Raw genomic sequence first — 12,847 nt, 5'->3', positions numbered from 1 at the left:
CCTGCAGGCGCCCGCCGCTCAACCCGCCTCGGGGACCGGGTCTGTATGCAGCAGGTGCCGCTCCAGCAGCACCGCCACGTGCATCGCCTCGCGCTGCGCGCCGTCGCCGATCTGGTGGCGGCAGCTGGTGCCGTCGGCCACCACGATGGCGCCGGGCTTCGCGCGGATGGCTGGCAGCAGGCTGGCCTCGGCCATCTTCATCGACACCTCGAAATGGCTGGCCTCGTAGCCGAAGCTGCCCGCCATGCCGCAGCACGAGCTTTCGATGAGCTCGGGCTGCGCGCCGGGAATGAGCTTGAGCACCTCCATCACCGGGCTGACCGCGCCGAAGGCCTTCTGGTGGCAATGGCCGTGCAGCAGGATCGGGGCTTCGGCCGGCTTCAGCGCCAGCTCGAAGCGCCCCTGCCTGATTTCGCGTGCGATGAACTCCTCGAACAGCAGCGCGTGCCTGGCCACCAGCTCGGCCTTCTCGCCGAAGCCCATCACCAGCGTCTCGTCGCGCAGCGTGAGCAGGCACGAAGGCTCCAGCCCGACGATGGGCACGCCGGCCCGCGCCAGCGGCACGAGCGCGTCGATCAGCGCCTCGGCCTTCTTCTTCGCCTCGTCGACCATGCCGCTGGCCAGGAATGTGCGGCCGCAGCAGTGGTGCCCGCCAGTCTTCTCGACCGTGTGCAGCACATAGCCCGCGGCCTGCAGCACGCGCGCGGCGGCGAATGCGTTCTCGCTCTCGAAGGTGCCGTTGAATGTGTCGACGAACAGCACCGCCGCCTTGCCGCCGCGCCGTGCGATCGACAACGCCACGTCGCGTTCGACGAACAGGCCGGGCTCGTTGGCCTTGCCGCGCCAGAAGGTGTCGCTGCGCCATTCGGGCAGCGAGCGCTTTGCCGAAAAGCCCAGCAGCTTCTCGCCCAGCCATGCGGCGCCGGGCACGTTGTTGCGCAGGTTCAGCAGCCAGGGGAAGCGGCTGGCCTTGTGGGCGTAGTCGGGCAGGTTCGCCACGAGCCTGTCCTTCAGCGTGTGGCCGTGGCGCTTCTTGTAGTGGTCGAGGAACTCGACCTTGATCTTCGCCATGTCCACGCCCGTCGGGCAGTCGCGCTTGCAGCCTTTGCAGCCCACGCACAGGTCCATGGTCTCGTGCATGGCCTCGCTGGTGAAGGCGTCGGGGCCGAGCTGCCCCGAGAGCGCCAGGCGCAATGTGTTGGCACGGCCGCGCGTGAGGTGCTGCTCGTCGCGCGTCACGCGGTAGCTGGGGCACATGGTGCCGGCGTCGAACTTGCGGCAGTGGCCGTTGTTGTTGCACATCTCCACGGCCTTGGCGAGGCCGCCGGTGCTGTCGCCGCCGGTGCCGGGCGCGGTCGTCACCTCGGTCACGGGGTCGGCGTTGACGTTCCAGCCCGACCAGTCGAGCACGGGCTTGAGCTCGATGCGGCGATACGGCTTCGGCGCGGTGGGTGGCGCAAAGCGGAACAGCGCGCCGTCGTCCATGCGCGGCGGGTCGATGATCTTGCCGGGGTTGAACAGGCCGATGGGATCGAGCTTGCGCTTGATCGCGCGGAAGGCCTCGTTGATGGCCGGTCCGAACTGCCATTCGATCCACTCGCCGCGGCACAGGCCGTCGCCGTGCTCGCCGCTGAATGCGCCCTTGTACTTGCGCACCAGCTCGCTCGCCTCTTCCGCGATGGCGCGCATCTTCGCGGCACCGTCCACTCGCATGTCGAGAATCGGACGTACGTGCAGCGTGCCGACCGAGGCATGCGCGTACCAGGTGCCGCGGCTGCCGTGCTTCGCGAACACCTCGGTCAGCGCGTCGGTGTACTCGGCCAGGTGCTCGAGCGGAACGGCGCAGTCCTCGATGAAGCTCACCGGCTTGCCGTCGCCCTTGAGGCTCATCATGATGTTGAGGCCGGCCTTGCGCACTTCCCACAGGTTCTTCTGCCGCGCGTCGTCGGGCATCTCGACCACGCTGCCGGGCAGGCCGAGATCGCCCATCAGTTCGACCAGCTGCTTGAGCTGCGGCAGCAGCGAAGCCTTGTCGGCACCCGAGAACTCCACCAGCAGGATTGCGGCCGGCTTGCCGATCAGCGCGGTCTCGACGGTCGGCTTGAAGGCCGGATTGGCCAGGCTCAGCTCAATCATCGTGCGGTCGACCAGCTCCACCGCCGTGGGCCCGAGCTTCACGATGTGCTGCGCCGAATCCATGGCCGCATGGAAGGTCGGGAAGTTGACGATGCCCAGCACCTTCGCGCGCGGCAGCGGCGCGAGCTTGAGCTTCAGGCTCTTCGTGTAGGCCAGCGTGCCTTCGGAGCCGATCAGCAGGTGCGCGAGGTTCACGCTGCCGTCGGCCGTGTAAGGACGCTCGCTCTGGTTGTCGAAGATGTCGAGGTTGTAGCCCGCCACCCGGCGCATGACCTTCGGCCAGTTCTCGGCCATCGCCTCGCGGTGCTGCCGCGCGAGGCTGCGCACGAACTGCGCGATGCCGGCCGCTCGCACTCCAAGCGTGCCGACAGTGCCGAACTCGACGAGTTCGCCGTTCGAGAGCCAGGCGCTCGCGCCCAGCACGTTGTGCACCATGTTCCCGTAGGCGATGGAGCGCGAGCCGCAGGAGTTGTTGCCCGCCATGCCGCCCAGCGTGGCCTGCGCACTGGTCGAGACGTCCACCGGATACCAGAGGCCATGCGGCTTGAGCTGCGCATTGAGGTGGTCGAGCACGAGGCCGGGCTCGACCGTGGCCGTGCCCTCTTCCACGTTCACGTCGAGCACGCGGCGAAAGTGCTTGCTGTTGTCGATGACCAGCGCCGCGCCGGTCGTCTGCCCGCACTGGCTGGTGCCGCCGCCGCGCGCGAGCACCGGCACCTTCAGGTCGCGGGCGACGTCGATGGCGGTCGCAATGTCGCGCTCGTTCGTCGGCACGAAGGCGCCGACTGGCGTGATCTGGTAGATCGACGCGTCGGTGGCGTAGCGCCCGCGCGAACCGTCGTCGAACAGCACCTCGCCCTGCGTGTCGGCGCGCAGGCGGCGCGCGAGCAGCTCGCAGGTGTCGTTGGGCGGAAGAACGGTTCCGGCTGGCTGCATGTGGCTGGCGGGATCGATGCGCATGGTGTTTTCTTGGGTGATGCCCGGCTCGGGTCAGCTCGACTTGGCCGATGGATAGATTTCGCCGGCGCGCAGCAGCTCCAGCACGGTGTCCCGCTTGCGCAGCACGTGCGACACGAGCACCTTGCGCATGGCTTCTGCGTCGCGCCGGGCCAGCGCGTCGATCATCTGCTCGTGCTCCTCGACGGCGTGCTTCCACTTCGCCTCGTTCTGGTTAGTGCGGAATCGCAGCGACTGCACGCGCGCGTTGATGGAACGGTAGGTGTTCGACAGCACCGGGTTCGCCGCTGCGTCGTTGATGGCCGTGTGGATGCGCGCGTTGAGCCTGTAGTAGCCCGACAGATCGCGCCGCGAGAAGCAGGCCAGCATCTCGTAGTGCAGCGCGCGCACCTCGGCGAGTTCCTCGTCGGTGATGCGCCTGGCGGCGAGCTCGCCCGACATGCCTTCGAGCATCGCCAGCACCTCGAAGGTGTTGAGCACGTCGGCCTCGGTGAGCTTGACCGCCACCGCGCCCCGGTTGGGCAGCAGGTCGACCAGCCCCTCGGCCGCAAGCAGCTTGATGGCTTCGCGCAACGGCGTGCGCGACACGTTCAGCTGCAGGCACAGCTCGCGTTCGTTGAGCTTGGCACCAGGCGCGATGAGCCCTTCGACCAGCATGGTGCGCAGGCGCGCCGCCACCTGGTCGTGCAAGGCGAGCCTGGAGATTTCGATGATTTCAGCTGTCATGATTTTTCCCTTGAATGCATTTTGAATGCAAAAAAGATGACCCACAAGCCAGAGATATAAGGGTAAACCATCAAACAAAAATGCATTTTGAATGCAAAACTGAATGCGAAAGGAGAGTTCATGCTGCAACTCGACATCCACCCCACCGGCCGCCACTTCCTCCAGATTCCCGGTCCCAGCCCGGTGCCCGACCGCATCCTGCGGGCGATGAGCCTGCCCACCATCGACCATCGCGGGCCCGAGTTCGGCACGCTGGGCCTGAAGGTGCTGGGCGGCATCCGGCAGATCTTCAAGACGAAGCACCCGGTCGCGATCTATCCCGCTTCGGGCACCGGCGCCTGGGAAGCCGCGCTTGCCAACACGTTGAGCCCCGGCGACCACGTGCTCATGTACGAGACCGGCCACTTCGCCTCGCTGTGGCAGAAGATGGCCACGCGCCTGGGCCTCTCGACCGAGTTCCTTGCGTGGCAAGGCGCGGATGCGCAGTTGCCGAATGCGCCGAGCTGGCGCCGCGGCGTGCAGGCCGACCTCATCGAGGCCCGCCTGCGCAAGGACACCGAGAAGAAGATCAAGGCCGTGTGCGTGGTGCACAACGAGACCTCCACGGGCGTCACCTCCGACATCGCCTCGGTGCGCAAGGCCATCGACGCGGCGGGCCACCCCGCCCTGCTGATGGTCGACAGCATCTCGGGCCTGGCCAGCGCCGACTACCGCCATGACGAATGGGGCGTGGACGTGTGCGTCAGCGGCTCGCAGAAGGGCCTGATGCTGCCGCCGGGCATCAGCTTCAACGCGCTCTCGCCGCGCGCGCTCGAAGTCTCGAAGACCGCGAAGCTGCCCAAGGCCTTCTGGGCCTGGGACGAGATCGTCGAGATGAACAAGGACGGCTACTGGCCCTACACGCCCAACACCAACCTGCTCTACGGCCTCTCGGAGTCGCTGGACATGATCCTCGGCGAGGGGCTGGACAACGTGTTCGCGCGCCACCAGCGCTGGGCCGCCGGCGTGCGCGCTGCGGTCAACGCCTGGGGCCTGCCGGTCCAGTGCGCCGACCCGGCCGTCTACTCGCCCGTGCTCACCGGCGTGATCACGCCCGAGGGCGTCGATGCCGACGCGCTGCGCAGGCTCATTCACCAGCGCTTCGACCTTTCGCTGGGCACCGGCCTGGGCAAGCTCAAGGGCCGCATGTTCCGCATGGGCCACCTGGGCGACAGCAACGACCTGACGCTGGTGGCCATGGTCGCCGGCGTCGAGATGGGCATGAAGCTCGCGGGCATCAGGCTCGCCGGCAGCGGCGTGCAGGCCGCGATGGACCATTTCTCGAGCCACACGGCACCGGCCGCGCTGCAGAAAGCCGCGTAGGCACGCAGCGCCACCGGCGCTGCACAGGTATATGGCGCGGATGGCGCGCATCGGATTCCCACCCACGACGGAGACAAGGAAGATGCAGAGACGTTCGTTGATCCAGGCCGCGGGCGCCGCGGCCGCCACGCTGGGCGTGCCCCGGCTCTTCGCGCAGGAATGGCCCACGGGGCCGGTGCGCATCGTGGTCGGCTTTCCGCCCGGCGGCGGTACCGACGCGCTGGCCCGCGTGGTCGCGCAGAAGCTCACCACCATGTGGGGCCAGCAGGTGATCGTCGACAACAAGGGCGGCGTGGCCGGCGTGCTCGCGGCCGACTACGTGGCCCAGCAGCCCAGCGACGGCAGCACGCTGCTGATGGCACACATCAACAGCCATGCGCTCGCTCCCAGCCTGCAGCCCAAGCTGCGCTACAACGTGGAGCGCGACTTCGTGCCGATCGTGCTGGTGGGCGTCACGCCCAACCTGCTGATCGCCAATCCGGGCCAGAAGGCGCTGAGCGTGAAGGACATCGTGAGCGCCTGCAAGGCCGCGCCCGGCACCATCAGCTTCGGCTCGGCTGGCGCGGGCTCGGCGCAGCACCTCGCGCTGGAGATGTTCAAGCTGCAAGGCGGCGTCGATGCGCTGCACGTGCCCTACAAGGGCAGCGGCCCGCTGCTGGCCGACCTGATGGGCGGGCAGATCCAGTACAGCTTCGAGACCATGACGGCAGCCACGCCGCACGTGAAGAACGGCCGCGTGATCGCCGTGGCGCAGACGCGCACCAAGCGCGCGAAAGGCCATCCGAACGTGCCGACCATGCAGGAACAAGGCTTCCAGGGCTTCGAGGCGACCACGTGGTACGGGCTCGCCGGGCCGGGCAAGCTGCCGGCATCCATCGCGCAGAAGGTGAATCGCGACGTGAACACTGTGCTCGCCATGCCCGATGTGCAGGAGCGGCTGGACACCTACGGCGCGGAAGACGGCGGCGGCTCGCAGGACAAGTTCAAGCAGTTCATCAGCACCGAGATCGCGAAGTGGGCGAAGGTGGTGAAGGACGGCAACGTGCACGTCGAGACCTGAAGAGCCTGTCTCACCCCCAGGCTTCGCGCACTTCGTGTCGCTACGCCTTCCCCCTTCCGGGGGCAACACCCGAGGCCCGGCAAAGCCGGTTCATCGGTGTTCCCGGAAGGATCGCCATCACCAGCCAGGTTTTTGCTGAGAAGATCGGGAAGATGACTCCATCCCAGACCGCCCTCACCGATGCACTCGTGGCCGCGCGCCGCGGCAACCGCACCCTCGACGCCACGCCGTGGCTCGACACGCTCGAATCCGCAGCCCAGGCCTATGAAGTGCAGGACGCCGTCGCGGCCGCGCTCGGCTGGTTCGAAGGGCGTGCCGTGCCCGGCGCGTGGAAGTCGGGCGGCGGCTCGCGCAGCGCCACGCTCACGCATGCACCGCTGCCGCCTTCGGGCGTGCGGCAGAGCCCGGCGGACTTCGGCGACCTCGTCTTCCACACGCCCGGCATCGAAGCCGAGATCGCCCTGCGGCTCGGCCAGGACGTCACGCCTGCGCAGGCCGCGAAGCTGGACCACGACAACGCCGCCTCGCTCGTCGACGCGATGGCCGTATCGGTCGAGATCGTCGACTCACGCTGGCAAGACCTCGCATCCACGCCCGCCCTGCTCCGCCTCGCCGATTCGCAGGTTCACGGCGCGCTCGTGACCGGTGAGTGGAAGCCTTATGCCGCCATCGACTGGGCCTCGCAGCGCTGCGAAACGAAGATCGGCAATGCCGACACCGTGGTGCGTGAAGGCACCCATCCACTGGCTGACCCGGCGTGGCTGCTGCCGATCTGGCTGCGCCACATCACGCGCAGCGGCCATACGGCGCCGGCCGGCACGGTCGTCACCACCGGCTCCTGGGTAGGCGTGCTGCCCTGCAGGCGCGGCGATCAGGTGAGCGCCGAATTCCCGGGCATCGGCGCCGTTCGCTTGAGCGTGTAGCGCCCTCCGTCCACGCCCGAGCAGGCCACGAGAAAGTCGAGCACCGCCCGCACCCGCGCGGGCAGCGTGCCGGCCTTGCCGATGTACACCGCGTGGATCGGCTCCACCTCGGCCGGGTTGAACTCCTCCAGCAGCGGCACCAGCCGGCCCGCGTCGATGTCGTGCTGTATGTGATACAGCGACAGCCGCGCCACCCCCGCCCCCGCGATGGCCAGTTGGCGCAGCGTTTCGCCGTCGCCCGCTCGCACCGGCCCGGCCACCGGCAGCCATTGCATGCGGCCGTCCACGCGCAGCGGCCAGTCGGGCGTGTTGCGGCGGTAGCTCCAGCCGAGGCGGTTGTGCGCCTCCAGCTCCTGCGGCGTGCGCGGCGTGCCGTATTTCTCCAGATAAGCGGGCGCAGCAACGATGGACTGGCTGGTTTCGCCCAGCCGTCGCGCCACGAGATCGGACGCCGGCAGCTGGCCCCAGCGGATCGCGATGTCGGCGCGCTCGTCCATCAGGTCGACGATGCGGTCCGTGAGCGCGATGTCGAGTGTGATCTGGGGATGCATCTCCAGCAGCCGCGGCACCAGCGGCACCAGCTTGTGGTGACCGAAGGAAACGCTGGCGTTGATGCTCACGCGTCCGCGCGGCGCCGCGCCGGCTGCAGCGCAGCGCTCGGCCTCGTCCATGTCGGCCAGCACGCGCAGGCTGCGTTCGTAGAACTCCGTGCCCTCGGGCGTGAGCTGCAGCTTGCGCGTGGAACGGTGCACGAGCTGGATGCCCAGGCGCGATTCGAGCCGCGCCACCAGCTTGCTCACGGCCGAGGGCGTCATGCCCAGCAGGCGCGCGGCCGACGAAAAGCCGCCCGACTCGACCACCTGCACGAAGGCTTCCATCTCGCCGGAGCGGTTGACGTCGATGCGCGGCATGATTGCTCCTTCAATCTGTGAGTTCAACTCACAAGTCTCTGTACCGGCGGCATTCTAGTCATCGAAGGCTTTCGTCCGCACAGTACAGGGCATCATGCCAATCGCTTTACTCGCCCTCACCGCCGGTGCCTTCGGTATAGGCACCACCGAGTTCGTCATCATGGGCCTGCTGATGCAGGTCTCGACGGATCTTCACGTCTCCATCACGGCCGCCGGCCTGCTGATCTCGGGCTACGCGCTCGGGGTTGCGGTCGGCGCGCCCGTGCTCACCATCGCCACCCGGAAGCTGCCGCGCAAGACCGTGCTGCTCGCGCTGATGGCGATCTTCACGCTCGGCAACCTCGCCTGCGCCCTGGCGCCCAACTACGAGATGCTGATGGCCGCGCGCGTCATCACCTCGCTGGCGCACGGCACCTTCTTCGGCGTCGGCTCGGTGGTCGCCACGGGGCTGGTGGCGCCGGAGCGCCGTGCCTCCGCCATCGCGATCATGTTCACCGGCCTCACCGCCGCCACGCTGCTGGGCGTGCCGGCCGGAGCGTGGCTGGGCCTGCAGCTCGGCTGGCGCTCGACCTTCTGGGCCGTGACGCTGATCGGCGTGCTGGCCTTCGTGGTGCTCGCTGTGTTCGTTCCCCGCGTGAAGGACGAGGCCAAGGCCGCGCCGCTGCGCGAGGAACTGGCGGTGCTGGCGCGGCCGCAGGTGCTGCTCGGCCTGGCGATGACGGTGCTCGGCTTCGCCGGCGTGTTCGTCGTGTACACCTACATCCAGCCGCTGCTCACGCAGGTCACCGGCCTGTCGGAATCGGCCGTGTCGCCGATCCTGCTGGTGTTCGGTGGCGGCCTCGCGGTCGGCAACATCCTCGGTGGCAAGCTGGCCGACCGGGCACCGATGGCCGCCGTGTTCGGCACGCTGGTGGCGCTGGCCGTGGTGCTCGGCGCGATGCAGTTCACCATCGGCACGCCGTTCACCGCGGTGGTGTTCGTCGGCCTGCTCGGCGTGGCCTCGTTCGCCACCGTCGCGCCGATGCAGCTGCGGGTGCTGGAAAAGGCCTCGGGCGCGGGCCAGAACCTCGCGTCGAGCCTCAACATCGCAGCCTTCAACCTGGGCAACGCACTCGGCGCCTGGGTCGGCGGCGTGGTGATCGACCATGGCCCGGGGCTGCGCGCACTGGGCTGGGTGGCTGCGCTGCTCACGCTGGCGGGCCTCGCCATCGCGCTGTGGAGCCGCTCGCTCGACCGGCGCGAACCGCGCGGTTCGGTGGAAGATTGCGCCTCGGCTCAAGCCTGATCGATGCGCGGAGGCAGAATCGGCCGACCGACATGCCTCGCGCCATTCCCTTCCAGATCCGCCCCGCCATCGCCGCCGACGCTCCAGCGCTGGCGGCGCTGTCCATTCAGGTCTGGCTGGCGACCTACGCAACCGAAGGCGTGAGCGATCTGCTCGCGCGCTACGTGCTCGAGCAGTTCACGCCGGCCGCGTTCACCGCGTGGATGGAAGACGCCGACACCGCGCTGGTCGTCGCCGAGGCCGGCAGCCATCTGGTTGGCTACGCACGCCTGGGCTTCAATGCGCCTCAGCCTCTTTCGCCCGACATTGGCACCGAACTCTGCACGCTCTACGTGCAGGAGCCGTTCACCCGCTCGGGCGTGGGCTCCGCCCTGCTCGACAAGGCCTGCGCCACGATTGGCGAGCGAACAGGCAGCGATGCCATGTGGCTGACGGTCAACACCCAAAACCGGCGGGCCTGCGCCTTCTACGAGAAGCACGGCTTCGCCCGCAAGGGCACGACCTGGTTCGTCCTGGGCGAAGGCTGCCACGAGAACCTGGTGCTGGCTCGCCCCTGAGCGGCTCCCGCCCGGTGCGCCGGGTCAGTGCTCCAGCCGCCTGGGCGACGAATCGCTGCTCGACTCCACGGTCGGCATGAAGAACGCGAACCGGTCGCGCCCCGCCGCCTTCGCGTTGTAGAGCGCGACGTCCGCCCGGGCCAGCAGCTCGGCTGCGGTGGCAGACGAACCCGCCGCGCGGTGGAACGCGATGCCGATGCTGGTCGTGACATCCACGCGCTGGCCATCCACCACGAAAGGCGGCGTGTGGACGCGCTCCAGGATCTTTTCGGCGACGACGGCAGCGGCCTCCGGCGTGCCCAGCCCTTCCAGCACCAGCACGAACTCGTCGCCGGCCAGCCGGGCCACCATGTCGGTGCCGCGCACGCAGGCCTGCAGCCGCCGCGCGTATTCGGCCAGCACCGCGTCGCCCACGGCGTGGCCCATGGTGTCGTTGATGGCCTTGAAGTGGTCGATGTCGAGGAACATCAGCGCGATCGCGTGGCCGGTGAGCTGCCCGCGCAGCACCGCGTCGGGCAGGTATTCGTTGAACGCAAGCCGGTTGGGCAGGCCGGTGAGCGTGTCGAGCCGGGCCAGCTCGATGAGCTTGTGCTCCACCACCTTCAGCGCGGTGATGTCCAGCGCCAGAGAGAAGATGCCGTGCGTCAGGCCGTCGCCGCGAATGTCGGGCACGTAGATGACCTGCGTGATGCGGTCGAAACCCGCGCGCTGCGTGCGCGACTCGAATTCCACCCGCTCGCCGGCCAGCGCCCGGGCAAGCATCGGCTGGCGCGACACATACACCTCGCGGCCGGCCACCTCCTGGATGTGGCGCCCCAGCACCTGGGCCGGATCGAGCCCGAGCCAGTCGCGGCTGGTGGCGTTGGCGAAGGTGATCTTCTCGTCGCGGTCGATGTAGGTGATCAGCGCCGGCATGTTGTCGGTGATGGCCCGCAGGCGCAGCTCACTCTCGGCCTGGCGCAGCTCGGCTTCCTTCAGCGCCGTGATGTTGAAGGACATCAGGTAGAAGCCGACGACCTCGCCGCGCAGGTTCTTGTCCGGGATCAGGTTGACCTGGAAATAGCCCTGCTTGCCATGCAGCGGCGCGCGAACCGGAAAGCGCACCTTCTTGCCCGAGAACATGACCGGGAGATAGGGCTTGAGCTGCGTGTACACCGTCCTGCCCAGCGCCGAACGCAAGGTCGTGCCCTGAAGTGGTGCGCCCTCGCCCAGGCCCGCCATCTGCCGTGCCCTGACGTTGGCGAACAGGCAGTTCTGCTGGCGGTCGAAGTACCCGACCAGCGCCGGGATGCTGTCCGTCACGTCGCGCAGGCGGGTTTCCTGCTCCTTCAGGGCGCGCCGGATGTTGACTTCCCCTGTGATGTCGAAAGTCATCGAGAACACGCCGCAGACCTTGCCTTCGGCGTCGAGGTCGGGGATGTAGTGAGCCTTGAAAGTGCGATCTCCGATGCCCAGCGCCGGATCGCCCGATTTCTCGAGGATCACCGTCTCACCGGCCAGCGCGCGCGTGAAATGCGGCTCCACCACGGCGAAGTCGGCCGGGCCGCGCACGTCGGGCATCAGGCGGCCCACCAGCGGCTCGTTGTTGTGCAGTGCCCGCACGTGGGCATTGACGAAGGTGTAGCGCAGCGAGGCGTCGACGTGCGACACCATCGCCGGGATGTTGTCGGCGATGGTGCGCACCTGCGCCTCGCTGTGCGCCAGGCTGAGTTCGATGGCGCGCCGCTGCGCCATCAGCTCGTCGAAGGTGCGGGCGAGGTCGCCGATCTCGTCGGGCGCGTAGCTGCGCCGCGCCGGTGCTTCGTCGGTCGCGCGTTCGCTGTCTTCCCGGGCGTCCTTGGTGAAGCGCATGTGCCGGTGCAGTTCGGCCAGCGGCTTGAGCTGGCGCCGCACCACGATCAACGCCAGCGCGCCCGCCGACAGCGCCAGCGCGAACGCGCCGAACCAGGCACCGCGCTCGATGGCGTCGACGGTCGCGAAGGCCTCCTTGCGCGGGTACATCGCCCCGACGATCCAGTTGGCGCTCTCCGCGCGGTCGAAGGCGTAGAGGGCTGGCACGCCGGCATCGTTGACGCCTTCGCTGGAGCCCTGGAAGCCGGCCAGCGCGCGAAGGATCTGGGGCGTGCCGCCGCCGTCCGCCTGGATCTGGTTGAGGATGCGCGAGGTGCGCGGATGGTCGACCACGATGCCATCCGTCGTGGTCACGAACAGGTATCCGGTCTTGCCCAGCTTGATGTCGGTCAGCGTGCCCAGGACGTTGCGGTCCTTCAGGTTGATGGCGCCGGAGATCACGAACCTCACCTGCCCCGCATGGTCGAGCACCGGTTCGGTGATGGCTACCTGCGCCAGCCCGTTGAGGCGGTTCTGGTAGGGCTCGGACACCAGGCCGGCCTTCGAAGCGATGGTCTGCTGGAAGTAGGCCCGGTCCCTGACGTTCACCTTGCCGATGGCCTGCGCGCCATTCAGGTTGGCCACGAGGTTGCCGTCCATGTCGAGGAAGGCGACGTTGTCGAAAGCCTGCCGCAGCGAGGCGTGCTTCTCCAGGAAGGCCTGCAGCGCCGCGTCGGCCTGGAAGTCCTGCGCTTTCACGCTGCCGCCGAAGGTCTGCAGCAGGATGCGGCGGCTGTCGAATTTCTGGTCGATCGCATCCGCGATGGCGCTCACCCGGGCCAGCTCCTCGGCCGCGATCGAGGCGCGCATGTTGCTCTTGACCAGGTGCAGGGCGAAGGTGGCGATTGCGAAGGTGGCCAGCAGCACCACGGCCGCGACGCCAAGGCTCAGGCGCGTGTGCAAGCCGAAGCGGTTTTTCGAGGAGCCTGTTTGAGTCATTGAGCTGGTTCGGACCGGTACGTTGCCGGCAGGACTGGAGTTTCCGGCCACAGTATCGACGCGTTCGGTGTGCCGCGGAAGATGTCGAAGGCCCTCCATTC

9 protein-coding genes are annotated in these 12,847 nt (G+C 68.3%); 5 read left to right on the top strand and 4 right to left on the bottom strand.

Annotation, left to right across the window (positions count from 1 at the left end; genetic code table 11):
* Window positions 1–18 precede the first annotated feature (18 nt).
* Window positions 19–3,096: an FAD-binding and (Fe-S)-binding domain-containing protein gene (locus tag EJO71_RS31415; RefSeq protein ID WP_125952537.1), complete on the bottom strand. Its 3,078-nt coding sequence runs from the start codon at window positions 3,094–3,096 to the stop codon at window positions 19–21.
* Between the two features lie 30 nt (window positions 3,097–3,126).
* Entirely contained in the window at window positions 3,127–3,819 is a 693-nt protein-coding gene (locus EJO71_RS31410; protein ID WP_093195058.1) for a GntR family transcriptional regulator, read from the bottom strand.
* A gap of 120 nt (window positions 3,820–3,939) precedes the next feature.
* Between EJO71_RS31410 and EJO71_RS31405 the strand changes: the two genes are divergently transcribed.
* The 3 genes from EJO71_RS31405 (at window position 3,940) to EJO71_RS31395 (ending at window position 7,164) form a co-directional block, all read left to right on the top strand.
* On the top strand, window positions 3,940–5,181 hold the full coding sequence (locus EJO71_RS31405; protein WP_125952538.1) for an aminotransferase class V-fold PLP-dependent enzyme: 1,242 nt from the start codon (window positions 3,940–3,942) through the stop codon (window positions 5,179–5,181).
* An 82-nt stretch (window positions 5,182–5,263) separates the two neighbouring features.
* Complete coding sequence (locus tag EJO71_RS31400; protein WP_125952539.1) at window positions 5,264–6,241, top strand: tripartite tricarboxylate transporter substrate binding protein; 978 nt, start codon at window positions 5,264–5,266, stop codon at window positions 6,239–6,241.
* Between the two features lie 152 nt (window positions 6,242–6,393).
* The gene (locus tag EJO71_RS31395; RefSeq protein WP_125952540.1) at window positions 6,394–7,164 is read left to right on the top strand and encodes a fumarylacetoacetate hydrolase family protein; all 771 of its coding nucleotides are present in this window, start codon (window positions 6,394–6,396) and stop codon (window positions 7,162–7,164) included.
* On the opposite strand, the gene EJO71_RS31390 is transcribed toward EJO71_RS31395, so the two are convergent.
* Complete coding sequence (locus EJO71_RS31390) at window positions 7,113–8,075, bottom strand: LysR substrate-binding domain-containing protein (RefSeq protein ID WP_125952541.1); 963 nt, start codon at window positions 8,073–8,075, stop codon at window positions 7,113–7,115. The two genes, EJO71_RS31395 and EJO71_RS31390, sit on opposite strands and share 52 nt — an antisense overlap.
* A 94-nt stretch (window positions 8,076–8,169) precedes the next feature.
* On the opposite strand from EJO71_RS31390, the gene EJO71_RS31385 reads away from it, so the two are divergent.
* Together EJO71_RS31385 and EJO71_RS31380 are read left to right on the top strand one after the other, a co-directional pair.
* On the top strand, window positions 8,170–9,360 hold the full coding sequence (locus EJO71_RS31385; protein ID WP_125952542.1) for an MFS transporter: 1,191 nt from the start codon (window positions 8,170–8,172) through the stop codon (window positions 9,358–9,360).
* 32 nt (window positions 9,361–9,392) lie between these two features.
* Complete coding sequence (locus EJO71_RS31380) at window positions 9,393–9,917, top strand: GNAT family N-acetyltransferase (protein ID WP_240651576.1); 525 nt, start codon at window positions 9,393–9,395, stop codon at window positions 9,915–9,917.
* 24 nt (window positions 9,918–9,941) lie between these two features.
* On the opposite strand, the gene EJO71_RS31375 is transcribed toward EJO71_RS31380, so the two are convergent.
* The gene (locus tag EJO71_RS31375; RefSeq protein ID WP_125952543.1) at window positions 9,942–12,746 is read right to left on the bottom strand and encodes a diguanylate cyclase; all 2,805 of its coding nucleotides are present in this window, start codon (window positions 12,744–12,746) and stop codon (window positions 9,942–9,944) included.
* Window positions 12,747–12,847: the final 101 nt, after the last annotated feature.

The organism is Variovorax sp. 679 (assembly GCF_003952185.1).
Lineage (GTDB): Bacteria > Pseudomonadota > Gammaproteobacteria > Burkholderiales > Burkholderiaceae_C > Variovorax.
This window is presented reverse-complemented; position numbering and strand designations above follow the sequence as displayed.